Origin of the sequence: Pseudomonas sp. St290, assembly GCF_018325805.1 — a bacterium.
GTDB lineage: Bacteria > Pseudomonadota > Gammaproteobacteria > Pseudomonadales > Pseudomonadaceae > Aquipseudomonas > Aquipseudomonas bijieensis.
Genome location: NZ_AP014703.1, coordinates 3825484 through 3848591, shown reverse-complemented (window position 1 = coordinate 3848591; position 23108 = coordinate 3825484). Strand labels below are relative to the sequence as shown.

Annotated in this window: 26 protein-coding genes and 1 pseudogene; 15 read left to right on the top strand and 12 right to left on the bottom strand. The window is 61.6% G+C overall.

Going from position 1 to position 23108, the window contains the following annotated elements; genetic code table 11:
• The first annotated feature begins 105 nt into the window (after positions 1-105).
• The 3 genes from PBDP_RS16810 to cynR all read left to right on the top strand — a co-directional run bounded on the left by PBDP_RS16810 (position 106) and on the right by cynR (position 1864).
• The gene (locus PBDP_RS16810; protein WP_060741839.1) at positions 106-453 is read left to right on the top strand and encodes a carboxymuconolactone decarboxylase family protein; all 348 of its coding nucleotides are present in this window, start codon (positions 106-108) and stop codon (positions 451-453) included.
• Positions 454-653: 200 nt separating this feature from the next.
• Complete coding sequence (locus PBDP_RS16805) at positions 654-884, top strand: hypothetical protein (RefSeq protein ID WP_109753083.1); 231 nt, start codon at positions 654-656, stop codon at positions 882-884.
• A gap of 59 nt (positions 885-943) precedes the next feature.
• Positions 944-1864, top strand: a complete 921-nt coding sequence (gene cynR, locus PBDP_RS16800) for a transcriptional regulator CynR (protein ID WP_212800984.1) — start codon at positions 944-946, stop codon at positions 1862-1864.
• Here cynR and PBDP_RS16795 read toward each other — a convergent pair.
• The gene (locus tag PBDP_RS16795) at positions 1800-2459 is read right to left on the bottom strand and encodes a carbonic anhydrase (protein ID WP_116832608.1); all 660 of its coding nucleotides are present in this window, start codon (positions 2457-2459) and stop codon (positions 1800-1802) included. The two genes, cynR and PBDP_RS16795, sit on opposite strands and share 65 nt — an antisense overlap.
• Positions 2460-2569: 110 nt before the next feature.
• The gene (cynS, locus tag PBDP_RS16790; RefSeq protein ID WP_212800983.1) at positions 2570-3037 is read right to left on the bottom strand and encodes a cyanase; all 468 of its coding nucleotides are present in this window, start codon (positions 3035-3037) and stop codon (positions 2570-2572) included.
• A 227-nt stretch (positions 3038-3264) separates the two neighbouring features.
• On the opposite strand from cynS, the gene PBDP_RS16785 reads away from it, so the two are divergent.
• Positions 3265-3468, top strand: a complete 204-nt coding sequence (locus PBDP_RS16785; protein WP_109753080.1) for a hypothetical protein — start codon at positions 3265-3267, stop codon at positions 3466-3468.
• A gap of 23 nt (positions 3469-3491) precedes the next feature.
• Here the strand turns inward: PBDP_RS16785 and PBDP_RS16780 are convergent, their stop codons facing one another.
• The 3 genes from PBDP_RS16780 to PBDP_RS16770 all read right to left on the bottom strand — a co-directional run bounded on the left by PBDP_RS16780 (position 3492) and on the right by PBDP_RS16770 (position 5929).
• Positions 3492-4373 (bottom strand): AraC family transcriptional regulator, encoded by an 882-nt coding sequence (locus tag PBDP_RS16780; protein ID WP_109753079.1) that lies wholly within the window; start codon positions 4371-4373, stop codon positions 3492-3494.
• 109 nt (positions 4374-4482) lie between these two features.
• The gene (locus tag PBDP_RS16775; protein WP_109753078.1) at positions 4483-4881 is read right to left on the bottom strand and encodes a VOC family protein; all 399 of its coding nucleotides are present in this window, start codon (positions 4879-4881) and stop codon (positions 4483-4485) included.
• A gap of 91 nt (positions 4882-4972) precedes the next feature.
• Positions 4973-5929, bottom strand: coding sequence for a DMT family transporter (locus PBDP_RS16770; protein ID WP_212800982.1), 957 nt, complete (start codon positions 5927-5929; stop codon positions 4973-4975).
• A gap of 74 nt (positions 5930-6003) precedes the next feature.
• On the opposite strand from PBDP_RS16770, the gene PBDP_RS16765 reads away from it, so the two are divergent.
• On the top strand, positions 6004-6858 hold the full coding sequence (locus PBDP_RS16765; RefSeq protein ID WP_212800981.1) for a LysR family transcriptional regulator: 855 nt from the start codon (positions 6004-6006) through the stop codon (positions 6856-6858).
• Between the two features lie 43 nt (positions 6859-6901).
• On the opposite strand, the gene PBDP_RS16760 is transcribed toward PBDP_RS16765, so the two are convergent.
• Positions 6902-8608, bottom strand: a complete 1707-nt coding sequence (locus PBDP_RS16760) for an amidase (protein ID WP_109753378.1) — start codon at positions 8606-8608, stop codon at positions 6902-6904.
• 244 nt (positions 8609-8852) lie between these two features.
• Here PBDP_RS16760 and PBDP_RS16755 point away from each other — a divergent pair, with 244 nt between their 5' ends.
• From PBDP_RS16755 to PBDP_RS16725, 7 genes are read left to right on the top strand one after another with little or no spacing between them, the layout of a single operon-like run.
• Positions 8853-9530, top strand: a complete 678-nt coding sequence (locus PBDP_RS16755; protein ID WP_109753075.1) for a thermostable hemolysin — start codon at positions 8853-8855, stop codon at positions 9528-9530.
• Positions 9520-11001 carry an AMP-binding protein gene (locus PBDP_RS16750; RefSeq protein ID WP_212800980.1) on the top strand — a complete coding sequence of 494 codons (1482 nt, stop codon included), beginning with the start codon at positions 9520-9522 and terminating at the stop codon, positions 10999-11001. Before PBDP_RS16755 ends, PBDP_RS16750 begins: the two co-directional genes overlap by 11 nt.
• The gene (locus tag PBDP_RS16745) at positions 10998-11672 is read left to right on the top strand and encodes an iron-containing redox enzyme family protein (RefSeq protein ID WP_116832603.1); all 675 of its coding nucleotides are present in this window, start codon (positions 10998-11000) and stop codon (positions 11670-11672) included. The genes PBDP_RS16750 and PBDP_RS16745 overlap by 4 nt, the downstream gene beginning before the upstream one ends.
• Positions 11659-12468, top strand: coding sequence for an SDR family oxidoreductase (locus PBDP_RS16740; RefSeq protein ID WP_212800979.1), 810 nt, complete (start codon positions 11659-11661; stop codon positions 12466-12468). The genes PBDP_RS16745 and PBDP_RS16740 overlap by 14 nt, the downstream gene beginning before the upstream one ends.
• Positions 12465-13109, top strand: a complete 645-nt coding sequence (locus PBDP_RS16735) for a tetratricopeptide repeat protein (protein ID WP_109753071.1) — start codon at positions 12465-12467, stop codon at positions 13107-13109. Before PBDP_RS16740 ends, PBDP_RS16735 begins: the two co-directional genes overlap by 4 nt.
• Before the next feature lie 11 nt (positions 13110-13120).
• Positions 13121-13783 carry a response regulator gene (locus tag PBDP_RS16730; RefSeq protein ID WP_109753070.1) on the top strand — a complete coding sequence of 221 codons (663 nt, stop codon included), beginning with the start codon at positions 13121-13123 and terminating at the stop codon, positions 13781-13783.
• Positions 13780-15147 carry a sensor histidine kinase gene (locus PBDP_RS16725; protein ID WP_116832602.1) on the top strand — a complete coding sequence of 456 codons (1368 nt, stop codon included), beginning with the start codon at positions 13780-13782 and terminating at the stop codon, positions 15145-15147. Before PBDP_RS16730 ends, PBDP_RS16725 begins: the two co-directional genes overlap by 4 nt.
• 20 nt (positions 15148-15167) lie before the next feature.
• Here the strand turns inward: PBDP_RS16725 and PBDP_RS16720 are convergent, their stop codons facing one another.
• From PBDP_RS16720 to PBDP_RS16710, 3 genes are all read right to left on the bottom strand, one after another.
• Positions 15168-15587, bottom strand: a complete 420-nt coding sequence (locus PBDP_RS16720; protein WP_109753068.1) for a DUF6691 family protein — start codon at positions 15585-15587, stop codon at positions 15168-15170.
• Between the two features lie 2 nt (positions 15588-15589).
• Complete coding sequence (locus tag PBDP_RS16715; protein ID WP_109753067.1) at positions 15590-16024, bottom strand: YeeE/YedE family protein; 435 nt, start codon at positions 16022-16024, stop codon at positions 15590-15592.
• Between the two features lie 251 nt (positions 16025-16275).
• Positions 16276-17199, bottom strand: a complete 924-nt coding sequence (locus PBDP_RS16710; protein WP_163858341.1) for a universal stress protein — start codon at positions 17197-17199, stop codon at positions 16276-16278.
• 410 nt (positions 17200-17609) lie between these two features.
• Here PBDP_RS16710 and PBDP_RS16705 point away from each other — a divergent pair, with 410 nt between their 5' ends.
• On the top strand, positions 17610-18521 hold the full coding sequence (locus PBDP_RS16705; RefSeq protein ID WP_212800978.1) for a universal stress protein: 912 nt from the start codon (positions 17610-17612) through the stop codon (positions 18519-18521).
• Positions 18522-18577: 56 nt separating this feature from the next.
• Here the strand turns inward: PBDP_RS16705 and PBDP_RS16700 are convergent, their stop codons facing one another.
• Positions 18578-19141: a GNAT family N-acetyltransferase gene (locus PBDP_RS16700; protein ID WP_176687702.1), complete on the bottom strand. Its 564-nt coding sequence runs from the start codon at positions 19139-19141 to the stop codon at positions 18578-18580.
• A gap of 335 nt (positions 19142-19476) precedes the next feature.
• Here PBDP_RS16700 and PBDP_RS16695 point away from each other — a divergent pair.
• Positions 19477-20180, top strand: a pseudogene (locus PBDP_RS16695) (phosphoribosyltransferase).
• A gap of 179 nt (positions 20181-20359) precedes the next feature.
• The gene (locus tag PBDP_RS16690; protein WP_212800977.1) at positions 20360-21127 is read left to right on the top strand and encodes an EAL domain-containing protein; all 768 of its coding nucleotides are present in this window, start codon (positions 20360-20362) and stop codon (positions 21125-21127) included.
• Positions 21128-21225: 98 nt separating this feature from the next.
• Here the strand turns inward: PBDP_RS16690 and PBDP_RS16685 are convergent, their stop codons facing one another.
• Together PBDP_RS16685 and PBDP_RS16680 are read right to left on the bottom strand one after the other, a co-directional pair.
• Positions 21226-22569, bottom strand: a complete 1344-nt coding sequence (locus tag PBDP_RS16685) for an OprD family porin (protein ID WP_212800976.1) — start codon at positions 22567-22569, stop codon at positions 21226-21228.
• A gap of 36 nt (positions 22570-22605) precedes the next feature.
• A complete protein-coding gene (locus tag PBDP_RS16680; protein ID WP_212800975.1) occupies positions 22606-23028 on the bottom strand; it encodes a helix-turn-helix domain-containing protein in 423 nt (140 codons plus the stop codon).
• Positions 23029-23108: the final 80 nt, after the last annotated feature.

Sequence of the window (23108 nt, the reverse complement as noted above, 5' to 3'; positions counted from 1 at the left end):
CGTTTCGCCAAAAAAACTGAGCGCATTGAGCAAACCGCAGTGGCGCCGGGGTGAAAAACTGAGGGCGTCAAAACAGTACACCCAACCCACTCAGGAGTTAATGCCATGTTCAATAACTGGTCCGAATTGTTGCCCACCATCCAGAAAGCCTTTGGCGCGCTGGGTCGCAGCAACCCGAAAATGGTCAAGGCCTATATGGCGCTAGGGGAGGCCGCCAGCGAAAACAATGTGCTCGATGCCAAGACCCGCGAGCTGATCTCGATCGCCATCGCCGTGACCACCCGCTGCGACGGCTGTATCGCCGCCCACACGGATGCGGCGATCAAGGCCGGCGCGAGCCGTGAGGAAGTCGCAGCGGCCCTGGCAACGGCGATCTCGTTGAACGCGGGTGCTGCCTACATCTACTCGCTGCGGTCGCTTGAAGCCTATGACACGCTGAAAAAGCCGGCGTGATTTGCACCCGATCCCCAGCCCTGGAGCCTGAACGGTACCAGGGCTTTTTTTGTGCTGTCCGCTGCGATTGTTTCAGGTGGCGCAATTGAGTCATGAGGCTGCCGGGCATTCTCTAAAAATGGTTTGCCAGTGAAACTGATCCTGAAAGTGATTGACCACTCCAGGTCGTCGCAGCGCTCTGCACACAGCAGGAGATTCCCATGAACGACGCTACTTGCACTGACAGCCTTTGGCCGGATACCTCCGTCGCGATGTACCCAGAGCACGAAAGCGGCTTCCTGTTGCCCCAATTGATGGGCGCCTTGGCAAGCGAGTCCGCCGGCCCCGTTTCCAATGGCCTGTGTCGGCGGCGCTCGAACGGCACCGTGTTGACGAAGGCTGGCGCCTTTGTGATGCGGGTGCTGATTCATCGCGCGTCATGGCGGATGTAGATGCATCGTGTACGCCTATACAATGCCTGGAAATGCTCAAGCTCCAGATGGTGGTTCCGATGTTGCTACGTCACTTGCGGTATCTGCTGGCGGTCGCTGACCACGGCGGCTTCACGCGCGCCGCCGAGGTGCTGCACGTCTCGCAGCCGACCCTGTCGCAACAGATTCGGCAACTGGAAGAAACCCTCGGTGTGAGTCTGTTCGACCGTACGTCTCGCACGGTCAGGCCGACGGATGCGGGCGCGGCCTATATTGAATGTGCCCGTCGGGTGCTGGTGGAACTGGCGGCCGGAAAGCGGGCGCTGCACGACGTCAAGGACCTCTCCCGCGGCACTTTGCGGCTGGCCATGACCCCGACGTTCATGGCTTACCTGGTCGGGCCGCTGGTGCGTGACTACAGCGCGCGATACCCGAATATCCATCTGCAGATCTTCGAGCTGTCGATGGTCGACATCGAGGCGGGGCTGGCCAATGACACCTTGGACATCGCCATCGCCTTCGATCAGGCCAGGCATGCCGATATCGAATCGATCCCGGCGTTCAGCGAGACACTGGGGCTGATGGTGGGGCGCAATCACCCGTTATACGACTGCCAGGTCGCACTGACGGCTGAGCTGGTCGGGCAACTGGAATTTGCTTTGTTGACCCCCGACTTTGCTACCCGTACGTGCATCGACGAATACTTCGCCCAGGCCCGGATCACGCCAAAAGTGAGCATCGAGGTCAACTCGGTCAACACACTGCTGGAAGTGATCAGGCACTCGACCGTTGCCACCATTCTTCCGGAGCCCATCGCCACCCAGGAGCGCGCACTGCGCAAACTGGCGTTGCTGGACGCGGCCCCTCGGCGTGGGGCCGCGCTGTTGCGGCGCAAGAACAACTATCACAGTGCGGCATCCATGGCCTTCATGGACATCATGCTGCAGTCGCCGTGCGGGCCGGCACGGCACACGCCCGAGGATTTGCAGCCAGGGGCCTGAAGCTGCGATTGTCGGCGTCCAGGGCATCGATGGATCCGGTCTCGATGTCGTAGACCCAGCCGTGCAGGTTCAGCAGGCCTTTCTCCTGGGCCAATCGCACGCTCGGGTGGGTCTGGATGTTCGCCAATTGGGCGATGACGTTTTCACGCACCATCGAACTGACTTTCGCCGCGTCATCGACGTGAGGTCGTGACCCGTTGATGACCCTGGCCGACTCAGCGTGTTGCAGCCAACCGCTTACTGCCGGCAGATGATCCATGCAAGCGCATTTGGCGACGGCCGTCATCGCGCCGCAATCGGAATGACCACAGATTACGATGTCCTTCACGCCCAGTACCGCGACGGCATATTCCACCGTGGCTGAAACACCGCCCGGGTGTGGGCTGTAGGACGGCACGATATTGCCGGCATTGCGGATCACGAACAGTTCGCCGGGTTCCTGCTGGGTCAGCAGCTCAGGCACCACGCGGCTGTCGGAGCAGGTGATGAACAAGGTGCCTGGGTGTTGCGTGGTGGCCAGGTGTTTGAACAGATCGGTCCGTTGTGGGAAGACCTCTTCCTGGAATTTCAGGAAACCTTCGATGAGCGCTTTCATGATGTTCGCCTTGTAATGAAATTGGAGATGAATGAAGCGACTGGCTGCGGGGAGCAGCCAGTAGCAAGATCGTTGAGTGGTTTGGCCGCAGCCTACAGGCCAATGACCGGTCAGAACGGACGCAGGGGCAGGAACTTGCCGTCCAGTGTGATCACCGCGCGGGAGCCACCTTCCGGGTCCTCGACTTTCTTGATATCGAGCTTGAAGTTGATCGCGCTGATGATGCCGTCGCCGAACTGCTCATGGACCAACGCCTTGAGGGTGGTGCCGTAGATCTGGATCATTTCGTAGAAGCGATAGATCGTTGGATCGGTTGGCACACCGGCGAGGCTGCCGCGCAGAGGGATGATTTGCAGGCGGGCTATCGAGTCAGCGGTCAGGTCGAGTTTCTTGCCAATCACCTTGGCCGCGTGTTCCGGCAACGGGTGCTGGCCGAGCAGGGCGGCGGTGACGTAGGCAAGGCTCAGGCCGGTGTCGTCGGCCAGGTCCTGCCAGGACAGGTTCTTACGCGCCTTGGCATCCAGCACTTCGGTGGTCAGGGCCAGGCTGGTGTCATTGTAGGCGTGAGACTGTTGCATGGCGTAGCTCCTATCGGTTTGGGGCGGGTTGATGTCGCTTGGGTGAAGCCATCATCTGCCGCTTGAGCTATAGCGTCCAAGACCGATATGCAATGCGATGTATTGGTGTTGCCTATGGGTTAATGCCCATGTTGTTGAGGTATAAATCTTGAAATTGTTGGCATGTACTAATCTCTTCGCAGGCACGGTAAAAGCAGTCATTTAACCAACCAGCAGAGATACCTCAAATGACGAGTCATGAAACCGTTGTCGGCAGAGCCAATGAGGCCGATCTGGATGGAATCCTGGCGCTTCAGGCCGCGAATCAAATGGCCCGCGGCGGCTCGCTTTCAGCGAGGTCGCTCCATGCGCACTTGAAAATGGGGATGAAGGAGGTTGCTTCTTTTCCCTTCAATGGCTTCGACTTCGCTGTTTATTCGTACATTGGCTAGAGGGGGAAGCTGCGGATAACCGATCATCTGAGTGGTAGAAAGAGCTCGGTAACGGCTTCGTTCTCAGCAACGTCCGGAAAGAATGTCATGCGCTGGCAATAGAGCGGAAAATCTCCCGGTTCCTCACCACTGGCCGGCAGCCAGTCCCTGTACAGGTACAACGCAGCGGGTTCGAGATTGTCGGCTGCACCCTCGACCCGCAGGACTGCACAGCGACCGGCCGGAATGCAGTCGTCCTTGATCGTTTCCCCGTTCGGCACGATGGGCTGGTCCGTTCCCGCGCATAAATCCAGGCGATAGTCTTCCGGCAGTGTCGTGTGCGGGTCAGAGTGGAATACGTTGAACGTCGGGCTGGCCGGCGGAATCAGACCGACACTGCGCCGCCAGGCAATGAAACGCTGGATCGTCGTACCGATCGTCGAGGGATCGCCTCGGTGTTCCATGATGGCGATGGGCGTCGTGGGTACCCTGCGGATCTGCACGTCGCTGGGCTGATAGGGCGTGGGCATGAAACGGTTCCTCGCAGTGTGCAATGGTGTGAAAGTGGTGTTCCAACGCTGCCAGTCGGGAGACTTGCGGAAACTCGACGGTTGTTGGCCCACGCGTTGTCGAAAGGCACGGGCGAAGGCGTCAGGCGCACCGTAACCGGCGCCCATGGCGATCTGCGTAATCGTTTCATGTTCGCGAAACGCCAGTTTGTAGGAGGCGCGCTTCATGCGAGCGAGTTGCACATAACGATTCAACGGCACACTGAACGTCGCCATGAACTGCCGATGAAAATGGTATTTCGAAAAAGCCGCGACGCCGCTCAACGTATCCAGGTCCAGGCAGTCATCAAGATGCAGGTCAATATAATCGAGCACCCTCTGCATCCGGGCCTGGTAGTGCTTTTGTGTGTCGGTCATGGTTCCTCCCGTCGAGGACACCAGCATGAGGCCGGCAAGCATAATGCGCTCGACTGATCTTGCTATCTTGAGCGGATATTACGTCTTGGCCGACGAATCGATCAGCAGGCTAAGTCGACGCTGAATCATGGCAGCAGACACAAAGCTTGTTGCCGTCGAGATCTCGAAAGTAGGCGCCGTAGTAGTCGGGGTGGTAGCGGGGTCTCAATCCAGGTTCTCCCTCACAAGTCCCGCCCAGTGCCAGAGCTGTTGCATAGCTGTTCCTGACGGCTTCCCGACTGGGCGCAAGCAGGGCCACCATCTGTCCGTTGCCGGGTTCGTTTGCCTTGCCGTCGAACGGTTTTCCAATCACGAAGATCGGGCGAGGTGAGCTCTCGGTAACCCAGCCAGCCCAGCCTTTGCTGGCATCGCGAAATTTCAACGTAAGGCCCAACCCGGCCATGACCTTTGAATAGAACGCGAAGGCGCGATCAAAATCGGCGATACCTAGAAAAACATGAGAGATCATGATTGTGACCGTTTTGCCTGTGAGCGCGAAGGGGATATGAAACTCCAGCGTACGCTGCCACAGGAATCATCGCGCTGCCAAGGCCCGGCTGTTACGACGTTCTCTCAGCCCTTTTGCGCCGGGCCTGCCGGCCTTCGGCACCGACGACCAGCCAGATGCCGATGGCGGATATCGCCATGCCCGACGCCATCTGCCATGAAAGCGGTTCGTTGAACATGGCCCAGGCCCAGAGCATCGTAACGGGCGGGCTGAGGTACAGGACGCTGGCAACTCGGGTGGCCGTCGCGCGGCGCAGGCACAGCCAATAGAGTCCATAGCCACCCATCGTCGATAGACCCGCGGTCCACACTACGCTCAGTGCAAAGCCTGTGCTGGGCAGCGGCGCCAGGCTGCCATGGGCGCCCTCGACCAGGGCGAAGGCAAGGCCTGACACGCAACATTGCAACCACAGGTTGGGCAGCAGGCCCAGTGATTGTTCGGCGGTCAGATCCTTCTGCCACAGGGTCGCGACGGCGAGCGAGAGCATGCCAAGCAGCGGCAGCCCATAGGCCCACAACGGCGCGTTGCCCCACGCCAGCGCGCCCTGGGTCACCAGCATGGCACCGAGCAGACCGATGAGCAGGCCGACCCAGACCTGCCAGGCCAGTCGCTGTCTGAGCACGCCCGCAGCCAGCAGCGCCAGGCCCAGAGGCAATAGGTCGGCGACCAGTGCGGCCAGGCCCGCCGGTACACCCAGGGCAATGCCTTGGGTGATACCGGCCAGGTAGCCCGCCATCGCCAGCAAGCCGATGCCGGCATTTTTCAACAGCACCACACCTGAGGTTCGGCGTAGCTCCCTGGCGACGAAGGGGAACAGGACAAGTGTGACCACCACGCAACGCCAGAACACCACCAGCAGTGCTGGCGCGTAATCGATGGAAAAGCGCGCGCCGATGAAACCGGAGCTCCATGACAGAAGCAATGCGGCCTCGAGTAACGGCAATGGAATCAGCCAATACCAGGCGGGCCTGGGCAGGGACGTGCATGTCATCGATTTATTCGGGTTCATGACCACAGGCTACGAAACCCGGCTAATCTAATAAATCAAAATGTAATGCATCAGTCATTCACGAAGATTGAATCATGACGGCCATACTCGATATCGACTTGATACGGACTTTTCACGCGGTGGCGCGGATCGGGAAATTCAGTGCGGCGGCAGAACAACTGCACAAAAGCCCGGCGGCGGTCAGCGTGCATATCCAGCGCTTGGAAGCGGTCGCTGGCGGGCGGTTGCTCAATCGGGACAATCAGTCGGTATCCCTCACCGCGTTGGGCAAGCGTTTGCTCGTGGCGACCACGGAACTGCTGAGCACCCATGACCGGGTGCTGGCCGACCTGCACGGAACCCGTTTGGCCGGACGCATCACTTTGGGGGTGCCGGATGAATACGCAGACCATGTCATCCGCGACATCCTCCCGACGTTCGCCGCCGCGTGGCCTAACGTGGTACTGGAGCTCAAGACCGCGCCAAGCTACGCGCTACGTGACCTGGTGCAGCGCGGCAAGCTCCAGGCAGCGGTCGTCGCGCAGCCGAAGGGGCCGTTGAGTGCAGAGGCGCAAGTGCTGGTTTCCACCACGCCGGTCTGGGTCGGTCCGGTCAACACGACGGTGGCCTCGATGGAGCCATTGCCGCTGGCCGTGCATGCGGCGCAATGCCCTTATCGGCAAGCGATGATGGAGGCCCTCAGGCAAAGCGGCCGCAGGATCCGGGTCGTCCTGGAAAGCCCCTCCACCCAGGCCGTCAAGGCGTGCGTGGAGGCCGGGCTGGCGATCAGCCTGATAGACCGTGCGCGGGTGACGGATGCCATGCGGATCCTCGAAGACCTGCCGGTTATCGCGGAGCATGAGGTGGTGTTCATGCGCTCCCTGGCGTCACACGAGGATGAAGCCGTGAGCCTGCTATCTCGTGCGATGCAACAGTATTTTCGACTGTAGACCGGTGTGGGGGGCTGCACAGCAGCCCTCCACAATGAACGGATCAAGCCGACAACGGCGGCGTCCGAGGCGGCACCAGGCGTTTGGAGCCCGTCGCTTCAAACGCCGAAGCCAGTTGCAACAGCCTCGAATCATCATAGGCACGGCCAGCAAACGTCAGCCCGACGGGCATGCCGATGTCCGCCATGACGCCCATCGGCACGGTGACCGTGGGCACGCCCAGGTGGCGGATGGCGAGGTTGCCGTTGGCGACCCAGATCCCGTTGCTCCAGGCGATATCGGCAGACGTCGGGTTGACGTCCGCATCCGCCGGCCCGACATCGGCCACGGTCGGGAAGATCACCGCGTCCAGGCCCAGCCGCTGCATCCACTCTTCCAGATCGATTCGACGCGTCTCTTCAAGCCCACGCAAGCCGTCGGGCAGGGTAGGGATCTGGTCCCAGGGCGTAATGCCCCGTTGGGCCATCTTCACGTATTCATCCATGCCGGCGGCCAGATCGTCTTCCCGGTTGGGCAGGGTGCCCGGGTCGTGGGGGAAGATTTTCGGGCCGTCGACGTCGGCCAGGCGATTCAACTTCGGATCACCGTTGGCCCGCAGGAAGTCATCGAATGCCCAGGCCGACAGGTCCCACAATTCGTGGTGCAGGAACTCCTTGGAAACCAGGCCGCGAGTGAATACCGTCGGTGCGCCGGGACGATCGCCCTCGCAGTTGGATACCAGGGGGAAATCCACCTCGACCACTTCGGCACCGCAGGCCTCAAGGGCCTTGCGCGCTTGCTCCCAGAGGTCGATCACCGAAGGCCGGGTGACGATCCGCTGCCCCGTCGGGCCGCCAATGCCGGGAGTTGGGGCCGTGCCCGCTTCAGGATCGGCGTTGATGTACATCCGAGGCACGCCGAACCGAACGCCTGACAGCGCGGCTGGGCTGCTGGCAAGGCTCGGATACGAGACAGGACGAACCGAGGCGACGCTCGGAATCGGCACCCAGGGTTGCAGGCGCCACAGGTCGCCACGGGTGTCCGGGTCATCGGCTACCACCACGTCCAGCACTTCGAGCAGGTCGGCCATGGTCCTGGCGAAGGGCACGACGACGTCCATCGTCGGCGTCAGCGGCCAGTTGCCACGCACCGAGATCACGCCGCGCGACGGCGTATACGCACACAAGCCATTGTTCGACGCCGGACCGCGTCCGCTCGACCAGGTTTCTTCAGCAAGGCCGAACGCCGCGAAACTGGCGGCGGTTGCCGTACCCGCACCATTGGAGGAACCCGAGGCAAAGGGCGCGGTGAGGTAGTTACCGTTGTATGGGCTCTCGGCACGGCCATAGACCCCGCGCTGCATGCCGCCGTTCGCCATGGGCGGCATGTTGGTCTTGCCCAGGCAGATGGCCCCGGCGGCGCGCAGCCGCTCGATGGTGAACGCATCGCGATAGGCAACCAGGTCCTTGAACGCCGGGCTGCCGGACGCCGCAGTGAGCCCCTTGACCAGGTAACTGTCCTTGGCCGTATAGGGAATGCCGTCAAGCGGACCCAGGGTCTGGCCGTTGGCCCGACGGGCATCGCTGGCCTGGGCCTCCTTCAATGCGTCGGGGTTGCGAACTACCACCGCGTTGAGGGCCGTGGGCGTGTCGGGGCCGTCGTAGGCATCGATCCTGGCGAGGTAGGCCTGGACAAGCGCCACCGCCGTCGTCTGGCCCGACTCCAGCGCAGCGCGCAATTGGGCAATGGAGGCTTCGGTGATTTCGATCATGTTGTTAGCGCCGCGGCAGAGGGATGGCGGGGTGTTCGGGTCCATTGAAGTTGCTCCTGACACTTCAGGTCATCTCAAAGTGGATATTTATCGGTCTTTGCCACTGTACTACGGAATAACAATAAGGGGCAGCTCAGATTTGGCAGGGCTGTTTCTTCAACGAGCGCAAATTTGTCACCTTCAGACTTCGTTAAGAAACGGCCCCGATACTTTCTCCCAATAGCCCGAGGGAGAACCTTGACCCATGCCCGATTTCGACTGGAACATCCACTTGCCGCTGGCCTTTGGCGACGCCGGCCCACCAGTGCGCCACTTGCACCGGGCCCTGCCGGGACAACCTCGGCGAGCTGAGTTCGAAGCGTTCATCCAGCAGCGTTTTCGCCAGGTCCATGGCGCCGATATTCGTCACTTCATGCCGGAGCTGTTCGGCCTCGACGATGTCCACGGCACGCTCTGCGCAGCGGCTGGGGTGCGCCGGGCCGCACAGGGGCCGCTGTTCCTCGAACGTTACCTGGACAGTTCCATCGAGCCTTTGATCAGCGCCGCCGCCGAGCGTCCGGTGGACCGTGCCGGCATCGTCGAGGTGGGCAACCTGGCTGCCAACGACACGGGAAGCGCCCGACTGAGCATCATTGCGATCACTTATCTGTTGGCCATGGGCGGCCTGGAGTGGGTCGCGTTCACCGGCAACATCGGCCTGGTCAACAGCTTCCATCGCCTGGGGCTCAAGCCTGTAACCCTGTGCCCGGCCGACCCGCAGCGTCTCGGCGAGGATCGCCACCTCTGGGGCCGCTACTACGAGAGCCAGCCATGGGTTCATGTCGGGAATATCCGCGCCGGTTTCATTCATCTGCGCAATACCGGCCTGTTCAATCGCCTGGGATTGCCGACGGACCTTGGAGAAACCAGCCATGTCGCCTGAGATGGAACGATTCAAGCGCACCCTGCGCGGTCACGCTGAACGCAGGGGCCATGTCGTGGCGCTGTGGGGCGACGGCTCGCAGCTCGACTACGCAACGCTTTATTCCGAAGTGGTGTACCGCCAGCAACGTCTGCGCGATGAACACATCAGCGTTGTCGCCCTGGCCCTGGACAACGGTATCGAACTGATGCTCTGGGACCTTGCCGCACTGTTCGAAGGGCTGACCTGCGTCATCCTGCCCGGTTTTTTCAGCCAGGCTCAACGTCGGCACTGCCTGGAACAGAGTCAGGCCGAGCGGGTGATTGCCGAGCCTGCGTTCGAAGCGGAGCTGCAAGCCGCCGGATACCAGCACGGCGGTGAATTCTGGCTGCGGCACTTCGACGGGACAAGCCGCCTGCCGGCGGGCACCGCCAAGCTGACGTTCACCTCCGGTACCACCGGCACCCCGAAAGGCGTTTGCCTGAGCGCCGACAGCCTGTTGCGGGTAGCCCGTGAACTGGAGCAGGCCAGCCAACCGGTCGAGGCCCTGCATCACCTGGCATTGCTGCCCCTGGCGATTCTGCTGGAGAACCTTGGCTGCTACGCGGCGTTGTATGCCGGAGCCAGGCTGAGCCTGCCCAGCCAGAAGACCCTCGGCATCCAGGGTGTCAGCGGGGTCGACCCCACGCGCCTGCTGGGGTGCCTGGCCGAGCGTCGGGCGCACAGCCTGATCCTGGTTCCGCAACTGCTGTTGATGCTGGTCACGGCCGCCGAACAGAAGATGTTCAACCCGCACATCGTGCGATTCGCCGCCGTTGGCGGGGCACGGGTGTCCCACGATCTGTTGCAACGGGCCCAGCGGGTTGGCCTGCCGGTGTTTGAAGGCTATGGGCTGTCGGAGTGCGCCTCGGTGGTCTGTCTCAATCGGCCCCAGGCTCATCGCGCTGGCAGTGTCGGCCAGCCTCTGCCCCATGTGGAGGTCCGCCTGGCCGATGACGGCGAAGTCATGATCAAGGGCTCGACCCTGCTGGGTTACCTGGGTGAGCCCCTGCACACCAGCGAGTGGTGGCCCAGCGGTGACCTGGGTGAATTCGACGAAGACGGTTTTCTTTACCTACGCGGTCGCAAGAAGCACCAGTTCGTGACCAGTTTCGGTCGCAACGTGAACCCCGAATGGGTTGAAGCCGAACTCACCCAGGGCGGTGATATCGCCCAGGCCTTCGTTTATGGCGAAGCCTTGCCCCATAACCATGCGCTGCTCTGGCCCGTCCGCGCCGATTGCACTGATCAAACCCTGGAACTGGCCGTGGCCAAGGCCAACGACACGTTGCCCGATTACGCCCGGGTCCATCGCTGGACACGCCTGGATCAACCCTTCAGCGCTGCCAACGGCATGCTCACCGCCAATGGCCGGCCACGCCGGGATGCCATTGTCGAGCATTACCGGGCGCAGCTCACTTCATCTGTCTTGTCCGAGGAGTCCCCGTCATGAGTTTTTTTGACACGTTGCAAGGAGTCACCCAGCAAGAGCGCCAGACCCTGTTCAATCTGCCGATCATCCGTGATGCCCTCGACGGCCAGGTCAGCCTGGCCAGTTACCGGGGATTCCTGATTCAGGCGTACTACCACGTACGCCATACGGTGCCGTTGATGATGGCCTGCGGTGCGCGCCTGCCAACGCGCCTGGAATGGCTGCGCAAGGCCGTGTGCGAATACATTGACGAAGAGTACGGCCACGAGCAGTGGGTGCTGGATGACATCGCCGTGTGCGGTGGCGATAAGGATGCGGTGCGCAACGGCCAGCCATCGTTGCCCATCGAGCTGATGGTCAGTTACCTCTATGACTTGATTGCCCGGGGCAACCCGGTGGGCCTGTTCGGCATGGTCAATGTGCTCGAGGGCACCAGTATCGCCCTGGCGACCCATGCCGCCGACAGTATCCGCCAGCGCCTGGAACTGCCGCCCACGGCGTTCAGCTACCTCAGCTCCCATGGTTCGCTGGACATCGAGCATATGCAGACCTATCGCGGCTTGATGAACCGATTGGACGATCCGGCGGACCAGGCTGCGGTGATCCACGCCTCCAAGGTGGTGTACCGGTTGTACACCGACATGTTCCGGGGTTTGCCTCGTGACGGGGAGCATGAACATGCGCCTGTGTGATGCGCGTGTCGTGCTGACGGGTGCCAGCGGCGGAATCGGCCAGGCCATCGCCGCCGCCTTGTGCGCCAGTGGTGCGCGGGTGCTGGCCGTGGCCAGGCATCGTGAAGCCTTGCAGCCCTTGCTGGAGCGCTACCCGCAGCATTTGTTCTGGGTCGGTGCCGACCTGACCTTCCTGGCCGACCGACGCAAGGTACTGATCGCCGCCGAGGCCCAGGGTGGCATCAACCTGCTGATCAATGCCGCTGGCGTGAACCACTTCGCGATGCTCGAACAACTCGACGACAGTGAAATCAACGCCATGCTGGCGTTGAACATCAGCGCGCCGATCTGCCTGACCAAACTGTTCTTGCCGCTGCTCAAGCAGGCCGACAGCGCGATGGTGGTCAACGTCGGTTCGACCTATGGATCAATCGGCTACCCGGGCTATGCCAGCTACTGCGCGAGCAAGTTTGCCTTGCGCGGTTTTTCCGAAGCCTTGCGCCGGGAACTGGCCGACACCCGTGTCGGGGTGCTCTACGTGGCGCCCCGGGCCACCCGTACCGCGATGAACAGCCCGGCGGCCGATGCGCTCAACCAGGCGCTCAAGGCCAACGTCGACGACCCGCAAACCGTGGCGACCGCAGTGGTCCACGCCATCGTCGGTGACCGTCGCGAGCTCTACCTGGGTTGGCCCGAACGCTTTTTCGTCGGCCTCAACAGCCTGCTGCCCAACCTGGTGGACCGAGGCCTGCGCAAGCAGTTGCCGCTGGTCCGCCGCCTCAGTCACAAACCCGAAAACGAGCACCTCAAGCCATGAAGCAAATCCTCGCTTGCCTATTGATCGGCACTTTGAGCCAAAGCGTCTGGGCGTTGGAGGCTGCCGACCAGCAACGCCTGGGCGACATCCAGCAGAACTGGGCACACATTCAATACGAGTTGCCCGAGGGCCAACGGGCCGAGGCGTTCGAAAAACTCGCGACCCAGGCCACGGCGTTCAAGCAGGAGCGCCAGTCGCTGGCCGAAGCCTGGATCTGGTCTGGCATCGTCAACAGTAGTTGGGCCGGGGCCAAGGGCGGGCTCGGTGCGCTGGGCAAGGTCAAGGAAGCCAAGGGCGACCTGGAAAAAGCCCTGGCCCTGGACGCCAAGGCCCTGCAAGGGTCGGCTTACACCAGTCTTGGCGCACTCTACGACCGGGTGCCGGGCTGGCCCCTGGGTTTCGGCGATTCGGACAAGGCCGAGCAGTTGCTCAAGCAGGCCTTGCAACTCAACCCGAACGGCATTGATAGCCTGTACTTTTGGGGGGATCACCTCTACCGTCAAAAACGTTACAGCGAAGCCAGGGCGGCGTTGCAAAAAGCCTTGCAGGCAGCGCCGCGGCCGGGTCGGGAAACGGCTGATGCCGGGCGCCGCAAGGAGATCGACGCTTTGCTGGTGGATGTGAACAAGCAACTGAACTGACAGGAGCGGGTGTGCGTTTATTACTGATCGAAGATGACGTGGCCTTGGGCGAAGGCATCCACCAGGCCCTGAGTCGTGAAGGCTATACCGTCGACTGGTTGCAGGACGGCAGCAGCGCCTTGCATTCGCTGCTCAGTGAAACCTTCGACCTGGCGGTACTCGACCTGGGTTTGCCACGGATGGACGGCCTGCAAGTGTTGCGGCGCTTGCGTGACAGTGGCTCCAACCTGCCGGTGCTGATTCTTACCGCCCGGGATGCCACCGAGGATCGTATTGCCGGGTTGGACGCCGGGGCCGACGATTATCTGGTCAAGCCCTTCGATCTGGCGGAACTCAAGGCCCGGCTAAGGGCCTTGTTGCGCCGTAGCGCCGGCCGCGCCCAGGCGTTGATCGAACATGCCGGCATCAGCCTGAACCCCGGCACCCAGCAAGTCAGTTACCAGGGCAAGCCGGTGGCCCTGACGCCCAAGGAGTATCAGTTGCTCCATGAACTGCTCTCGCCGCCGGGCCGCGTCATGACCCGCGATCATCTGATGCAGCTGCTCTACGGCTGGAACGAGGAGGCCGAGAGCAACACGCTGGAAGTGCACATCCATCACCTGCGCAAGAAGTTCTCCACCGACCTGATACGCACCATTCGCGGTGTCGGTTACCTGGTGGAGGAGCATCGATGAGTTCGATCCGGCGTCGCACCCTCACGTTGATTCTCGGCCTGCTGTTCCTTGGCCTGTTGATCATCACCGTGTTCAACCTGCATGACAGCAACCACGAAATCGCCGAGGTCTACGATGCTCAGTTGGCGCAGAATGCCCGGTTGTTGCAGGGCGTGATGCGCATGCCGATGGCGAGCAAGGAGCATGCCGAGCTGTATCAGGCATTCAATTCGGCGTTGGGGCAGGCGGTGCCGAAAGTCGACGGCCATCCCTATGAAAGCAAGATCGCCTTTCAAGTCTGGAATTCACAAGGTTCGGTGCTGGTGCATACGTCCAGTGCGCCGTCTTTTACCTCGCCGCCGAGTGCGCCCGGTTTCAGTGAGATCGTGGACCAGAAGAACCGTAAATGGCGGGCATTCGTCCTGGACGATGCGCAATATGGCTTGAAGATCTGGGTGGGTGAGCGCGACGACGTGCGTGCCGACCTGGTCGACCGGATTGTCCGTCACACCGTCGTGCCCAACCTGATCGGCAGCGTGCTGCTGGCCGCGGTGATCTGGCTGGCCATCGGTTGGGGGCTCAAGCCCCTGGTCGATATGGCGGCCAAGTTGCGCGCCAGGCATCCGGGCTCACTTGAACCCCTGCAAATGATGCCGCTTCCTACCGAGCTTGAGCCCATGCAGGCGGCACTCAACCGTGTATTGGCGCAGATCCAGGAGGTGATGGGCCGTGAACGGCGTTTCATCGCCGACGCCGCCCACGAGATGCGCACGCCCTTGGCGGTGCTGCGGGTGCATGCGCAGAACCTGATGGAGGCGGGGAGCGAGCAAAGCCGTCGCGAGTCCCTGGAACACCTGATCGCCGGGGTCGATCGCACCACGCGCCTGGTCAATCAACTGCTCACCATGGCGCGGCTTGAACCGCAGACAGGCGTTCCGACGCCTGCGGTCATCGACCTGCCGGCCACGGTTCGTGCGAGCCTGGTTCAACTGACTCCCTGGTTGCTGAGCAAGGGACTCGAGCCGGTGCTGGATGTCAGCGAGAATATCGGCCCGGTTCGCATCGACCCGGTGGCCATCGACATTGCCTTGAACAACCTGGTGACCAACGCGGCCAATTTTTCTCCGGCCAACGGCACGATCACCGTACGGCTGGCCAGGAAGGGCGACCACTACGAGCTGTCAGTCGAAGACCAGGGGCCGGGTATCGACGAGGCCGAGCGTGAGCGGCTCTTCGAGCGGTTCTACAGCCGTGGCAACGATCAGGGGGCCGGGTTGGGGCTGACGATCGTACGCACTATCGCCGAGCGCCTGGGTGGTCAGATCCGGCTGGAGAATCGGGCCGAAGGCGGATTGTGCGCGACCTTGGAGATTTGTCGCTTTTAGCACCTATCAACGATTTTGCCTCAGTGGCCCCGTCGGTTTTCCAATACCGTGAACAGCATCATGCCGGCCAGCATGGCCAAGGCGAATACGATGGCTTGCCAGTGACCGGTCAGCAGCATGGCCACGGCGGGGCCTGGGCAGATGCCGGCGATGCCCCAGCCGATGCCGAACAGCAGGCCGCCGCCGATCAGGCGTCGGTCCAGTTCACGCTTGGCCGGTAATTGCATGGGACTTCCCAGCAACGAGTGGCTGCGCTGGCGTGCCCAGGTCAGCGGGACAATGGCGGTGCCAATCGCGCCGATCATCACCAGGGCCAGGGAAGGGTCCCAGGCACCGGCCAAGTCCAGGAACGCCAATACCTTTCTCGGGTTGGTCATGCCCGCCAGGAGCAGGCCGAAACCGAACAGCAGGCCGGCCATGAACGCCGTGAGTTTGAGCATGTTCAGCCCCCCAGCAAGTGACGCAGGACAAACACTGTGACGAAGCCGCTGAACATGAAGCAGGCGGTGGCTACCATGGAGCGCGGCGAAAGCCGCGATAGGCCGCACACGCCATGACCACTCGTGCAGCCTGAACCGTAGCGGGTGCCGACGCCGACCAACAGGCCCGCGAGGATGAGACCCAACACGCCGCTCTGGAATTCGATCGGTGGAAGGCTGGCAAACACCCCCCATAAAAGTGGCGCGACCAGCAGGCCAAGGAGAAACAGCGCTTTCTCACTGATGCCCTCGCCACCCCGTTGCAGGAGGCTGCCAATCAAGCCGCTGACGCCCGCGATGCGCCCATTGGCGACGACGAACAGACTGGCCGCCAGGCCGATCAGCATGCCGCCTGCAAGGGCGGACCATGGCGTGAAGTTGAGCCAGTCGATGTTCATGGCGCTTCTCAGGCAAAAAGTGATTGAGGCCGAGCGATTCGGGCATGTACCGGGAGGATAGCCGACAATGCATTTGAGCACTGGGGGCTACAGGCTTGTTCCCGATGCGGGTGCGGCAGGCAAGGGCTCGGACAAGCGCAGTCGAATCCTTGCGCAGGCAACGCGTGCCAAGCCTCGGCGAACGTGGTGCCCGAGCGTCTCATCGAGCAAGGAGTCCCATGCCCGTGGGTCAGTCATTGCCGATCACGCCCTCAGCCGACCTGCTGCGGTGCGACCACCCACACGCTGCAGGGCATCTTGTACAGCAGGCCTTCCACGGTGCTGCCGATCAGCTTGTCCAAGCTGCCGTAGCGCACGCGCCCCATGACAATGACATCAATGTCATGGGACGCGGCGTAGCTGGCCAACACCTTGGCCGGGTCTCCCATGATCATGCGCCGTTGGTCCGGGGCGATGCCGTTGCGTTCGGCCAGTGCATCGAAGGCCGCGCCCTGGGATTCGTAGAGCTGGCGGGCCAGGGTCGAGGAGAAGAACAGCGAGCCGTTGCCATAACCGTATTCGGCGGCGGTAATGGACGAGAGGTCATAGGCGTAGATGACTTCCAGCGTCGCGTCGCAACTGGTGGCCAGCTTGTTGGCTTCGCTCAGGATCCGGTCATTGAGGCCTTCGTAGCGCCCGTCCTGATGAAACGGATCGATGGCCGCCAGGATCTTGCGCGGACGAGCGTGGACGACCTTGTTGACGAAGTGCAGGGGAACTTCGCATTCGCGCAGCAGATGCACGTCCAGCGGTGTGAACATCAATCGGGAAAACCAGGACTCAGGATCCACCGACTTGATCAGCGCATCCATGGGCGCTTCCTTGAGGTGGACCAGGATCTCCTGCAAGGGGCGCTCGACCCACGTTACTTCTGTCGTGACCTCGATACCGAGTTTGCGCAGCGGCCTGGCCTGTTCCTCCAGCCAGTGCCGATGGCGCTCAATGTAGCCCAGGCGCATCTGCTCCAGTGCTTGCTCGTTGACCAGGCCGGCCGTGGCCAGGCCTTCGAGGTAGTCAAACGCGACAATATGCAGCGCGGCGCCTTCGGCCTTGGCCAGCGCGGCCGCCCGGTCGAACGCCGGGCTGTGTTCCATCAGTGGCGAGACGACCAGCATCAAGCGTGATTGCGTAGACATGACAAACCTCCCGGGCAAGGACCTGTTGGCACCGGGCGAGTGTTCGCGCGGCGTGGTGTCTGTCATTGATCATGAGCGCTACGGCGCCTGGTAACTTGATTTGCATCAAACACACTTCAAAGCGTTGCATCGAAGGCCGCGGCGGCGAGTCAATCGCGCTATGTTTGAGTATGAACAGCCGCCTCAGGTCATGAGCGCAACCGGCTCTGGCCCCTGGATCAGTGGTGGGCGAAGTTTCGCCGGGTATGTGATCCCCGGCCAGGTGCTGGCGATGTGGGCGGGGCTGTTGCTCCCCTGTTTGTCAGCCTGAATGATGGTCGTTTGATGAAGATCAAGTCCTGTCCCTGGCAGGCGTCCATTCTGGAACCCTCAATCCTTTAAGTGGCTGTCGCCACGTGCCGAGGTGTTCCATGTCCCAGACTCAACGTTTGTTGCTATTGGCCCCTGACGCCATGATCCGTACGCCGGCGTTCGACCGCGCCACCGAGTTGGCCCTGGCGCTGGACCTGCCCCTGCACATTGTGGCGATCGACTACCTGGAGCTGCTCTCGGTGGCCGGCCTTTTCGCCCCGGAGCAGGTCAGGCTAGCGCGTGAGGGCTACCTGGAAACCCATCGACATTGGCTCTGGCAACAGGCCGAACTGGCGCGCCGGCACGGCGTCGAGGTGACCTGTGAGGTAGTTTGGAGCAAGGATGCCTTTCAAGCCTTGCAGCAATACGTCAAGGAGATACCGATGGCCTTGATCATCAAGGATGCGCAGCCGGAACCGGCGATGAAACGGGTTTTCTTCACGCCCCTGGACTGGCGTTTGCTGCGTGACTGTCCCGTGCCGGTGCATCTGGTCACGGACTCCCGTCACCCCCGGCCTCGGCGGGTCCTGGCGATTGTCGACGTGCTGCGCAGCGAAGAGCAGGACCTGGTGTTCAACGACCGGATCGTCGACGCCGCCGTCAAACTGGCTGAACAATGCAACGCCCAGGTCGAGTTGCTGCACGCCTTCGATTGGACGGCCGTCTACGCCGCAGATATGGGCATTGGTGCGCTCCCTCTCGCCACCGGGCTCTACGAAACATTGGGCCAGGCGCAGCATGAGGTGTTCGAGTCCCTGGCCGAGCGGCATGGCGTCTCGCCACAGCAGCGCCACTTCATCGAGGGGGCGCCGCTGAACAGCATTTGCACGTTCGCCGCCGATCACCAGGTTGATGTCATCGTCATGGGTACCACGGCGCATCGTGGCTTGGACAGGCGCCTGGGCACCACCGCCGAACTCCTGCTGCAACGGGCGCCTTGCAGCGTATTGGCGATCAAGCCGCAAGCATGATGGGATCAACACTGGCGCGAAGCCGTACCAAGGCCTCGCGCCAGCGTACCGGTTAGCTAGATGTAGAGGCGGTGAATGACCTGGCGGGGGTCGTCGGGATCGCTGTGGGTTTCAAAACCCAGGCTGTGGGCCAGGTCCCGCATCGGGGCATTACTGGCGGCGTCGACGGAGTACATCTGGCGCAAGTCGTTTTTACGCGCGGCGTCGATCAGATGTTCCATCAACAGCGTTCCCAGCCCCAGATGCTGCCAGGGGTCGGCGACCGTCACCGCGCACTCGCATTCGTGTTCCTGGGTCACGCAATAGCGGCTGACCCCGATCTCGATCAACTCGCCGTTGTCATGGACCAGGGCGATGTAGGCCATGCGCGTCTTGCAGTCGACTTCCATCAACTGATCGAGCAGTGCCGCGCCTGGTTCGTTGATCTGGGCCAGGAAGCGCATGTGCCGGGACTCCGGCGACAGGCGCATGATGAAGTCGTACTCGCGCTGGCGGTCCTGTTCCCGAAGCGGTCTGATCAGCACATGCCGGCCGTCCTTGAGTGCCTGGATCCAGTGCTTGCCGCTGATGCTGGCATACAGGGCAGCGGCGCGTTCGTTGTGGTCTTTGACAGTGAGCATGGTGCGATCCTCCCTCGGATGTGCACGTGCGGTGCGGTAAAAAGCTAGGTAATCGGTACTGTTCTACGCCCGCCACGGCGAACGATTCTGATCTGGATCAGTGCCTGGGTATCCGTCCGTCGATTGGCCCGCGCTTGATTCCGATCAAACCGCTTGAGCGCTTACGCTCGACTTTACCGCCCGTCAGGCCAATGGGCAGGCACAGTTCAAGTGCGCTGCAATTGCAAGCGCAGCAGGCACGCTCCTCCAAGACTCTTGAGATAAAGGGGGGCAGGGGAACCTGAGGATGTGTTCGCAACGAAACGACAGGCACCATCGCCTGGGGAGGCTTTCCAATGACTCAGAGTCCCTCATTGCAAACGGTCTTGAAGAACCGATGCGCCGCAGGACAAGGGCTGGTGGAACATTTGCTCAAATACGCTCAGAGGCCTGAGGTGATCATCCTGGCCTTGCCTCGCGGTGGAGTTCCGGTGGCTTACGAGGTGGCCACTGCCCTGCGGGTCGATCTGGACCTGATGCTGGTACGCAAGCTGGGCGTGCCGTCCAGGCCTGAATTTGCCATGGGCGCCATTGCCGGCGGCGGCATACAAATCCTGAATGACGATGCGCTTCGTGCTCATTCGATCGATCAAGCCAGTTTTGACGCCGTTGTCGCGCGGGAGACCCAGGAGCTGTCGCGGCGTGAGCAGGCGTATCGGGGCACTCGTCCATCTATGCAGCTCAAGGACCGAGTGGTGATCCTGATCGACGATGGCCTGGCGACCGGGCTTCGATGATGGCGGCGATCCACGCGGTGCGAATGCAAGCCCCTTCGCGCATCGTCGTCGCCGTGCCGGTTGGTCCGCTTGAAACGGTGGAGGCACTGCGCAGCGAAGTGAATGAGGTGATTTGCCCGCTTATGCCTGACTGGATGGTTTCAATTGGCTATTGGTATGAGGACTTTTCGCAGACCTCGGATGAAGTTGTTGTCGATTTGTTGGCACGAGCCTGGCAACGAGAGGCCCATGACCGCCATTCCAGCCGCTCGCCAGTTCCATAAAAGAGGCCCCTCGAAGAAGTTGCAGTGCCGCCGCTGGGCGCTTGATCGGTAAGAGCGGGGCAAAGTCTTCAGGGGGCAGGGTCTGCCTTTCCAATAGGCCCATGTTCATTCAGTGAGGATGGCTACACTTCTGTGCAGCGGCAAAGACATGCCATTACCACCACGGAAGACTGATCACGATGAAAGGCTCTGCGTTCCAATCACTCGGTTGCGCCGAGTGCCGTAACCATGAGGCGCTGGGATTTGATTTCACCATGGCCTTCCAGCCGATCTTCAATGTCCGAACGCGCGCGGTGTTTGCCTATGAGGCGTTGGTCAGGGGCGTCAATGGCGAGTCGGCAGGCTACATTCTGGGGTTGGTGAACGACGGCAACCGCTACCGATTCGATCAGGCATGTCGCGTGAAGGCCATCGAAGAAGCGGCAAGATTGGGCATTCTGGACATCCCCGATTGCTTGCTGAGCATTAACTTTCTGCCCAACGCGGTGTACCGGCCCGAGACCTGTATCCGGGCCACCCTGGAAGCTGCGCGCCTGACAAATTTCCCGCCGGACAGGCTCATGTTCGAAGTCACCGAAGGCGAAAGGGTGGACGACCCGGATCATCTCAAAGCCATTTTCGCGGAGTATGAGCGTCAAGGCTTCACGACCGCCATTGACGATTTCGGTTCTGGCTATTCGGGCCTTAACCTGCTGGCCATGTTCCAGCCCCAGGTGCTGAAGATTGATATGGCGTTGACCCGCACTATCGATCAAGACCCCGTCAAGCAAGCGATCGTTGAAGGCATCATCCTGGTCGCCAGGCGCCTGGGGATTCTGGTTATCGCCGAAGGTGTCGAGACCCGTGCGGAAAGCTCGACGCTATCAGGCATGGGGGTTGAACTGATGCAGGGGTATCTGTTCGCACGGCCTGAGGTCGGACGGCTTTCGGCTGGCAGCTTTGATTAGTTTTTTTTTGCGATTCCAGGGATATCAATTGTCAGAAAGCACCATTGGAAGGCAACAGGACGCCGCCGCACTACAGCAGTTCTTCCACAGCGCTAACGTCAGAACGGCCCCAGCTTGAGCGGGTACTCAATGACGATATACAGCCGGTCGATGTCATCGCCGCCCTGGCTGCTGTTGGCGCGATGGGTGACATGGGACAGTTGCAACGACAGGTCCTTGGCCGGGCCTGACTGCACGATGTAGTGCAGGTCCAGGTCGCGCTCCCAATGGCGTCCGCCGTCCCCCTGTTGTGGACGGTAGTCGTCGGTGTCGCTATCGAACGGGTTGTAGGCACCGCCTTGGGGGGCATGGCTGCCATCGATCCCGCGTCCAGTCACATAGCGGGCCATGAAGCGCAGGCCGGGGATGCCCAAGGTGCCCAGGTCAAGGTCGTAGCGCGCTTGCCATGAGCGCTCGCCGGGGCCGTTGAAGTCGGCATATTTGATCGAGTTGGCCAGGTAGATGGAGTCGCCGCCGACGAAATCGAAGGGCGTGTCGCCGTTGATTTTCTGATAGGCCAGGGTGAACGCCTGGGCATTGAGCCGGTATTTGCCGCTCAGGCTATAGGCGGTGGTGTCGATAGCCCCGGCGACGGCTTTGCCATAGTCGCGGGTGTGGTAGAGGTTGCCGTCGAGGAACAGCTCGCCAAGCGTGGTGTGCAGGTTGGCGTAGTACTGGCGCCAGGTATCGCTCAGTTCGGAGGCATAGAGCGCACCGCCGAGGGCTTGGCCGGTGAGCAAGTCGGCGCCGATGAAATCGATGGCGCCGTGGCGCGTCGTTGCCCCATAGCCGGAAAAATCGCCCTTGCTGGTCGAGGCGTCCTGATTCTTGAACGCGCTGAAGTGACCCGCTTGCAGGTTCACCCCTTCGAACTCGCGGCTGGAGAGCAGCAGGCCGCTGGCGTATTCCGGTTGCAGGCGCTTGTCTGCGGTGTCGAATACCGGACTTTCCACGGTCATTTCGCCGACCGCCAGGGTGGTGCGAGAGGTGTTGAATTTCAGCGCGCCACCCGCGCTGGAATACTGATCTTCGCTTCGCCCATCCTCATCCAAGGGCAATAATCCCGTTCCGGAGTGTCCCTTGCCGCCGTCCAGTTTCAGACCCAGGAATGCGTGGGCATCGATGCCTACGCCGATCGTACCGGGAGTGAAGCCGGACTCGAACGAAGCGATGAAGCCTTGGGCCCATTCCTGTTTGTAGCTTTTGCCAGCTGGGGCTTGGGTGCGATAGTCATTGTTGAGGTAGAAGTTGCGGCTGAGGATTTCAAGCCTTGCCCCGTCCAGAAAGCCAGGTGCGCTTTGTGCGGGTTCTGCCGCCATCGCCGACGCGGTGCTGCCTGTGAGCACGGCGAGCAGCCAGAACGGTTTCAAGGTAGCGGTTGAGTATTGTGGTGCAGGCAACATGCTTCGTTTCCGTGTGAGATGGGCGGGCGAAGGGGGCTACGCACAGCCAGGTGTGTAGGGTTGAGCACGCAATTGCCGGCAACGCCAGGCAAATGGATTGATGCCTTCGCTGTGGGTGAAGATGTGGCAAAAGTGCGCCTGATCGCAGAACCCGCATTCCAGGCTGATTTGCGTCAGGGTCAGGTCGGTCTCTCGGATCAGTTGTTTGGCCCGGGCGATGCGCTGACTACGGATCCAGGCCTGAGGGGACTGACCGGTGCTGCACTTGAAGGCTCGGGAAAAATGACTGCGGGACAGGGCGCAGGCCTTGGCCAGTTCAGCGATTTCCAGGGTGTCGCTCAGGCCGTCGAGAATCATTTTCTTGACCAGGCTTTCGCGCCAGGGAGACAAGCCACCAGTAGAGGATTTGCGCGTTGGATTGATGGGCGCCTTGACGGTGGTGTGCGATGGATGAGCCATGACTAAGATTCCGTGTCAGTGGGAAATGCCCGGCGCACCGCACGGTGGGCTGGCAGCTTCCCGCTTGAGAAAACAGGTCT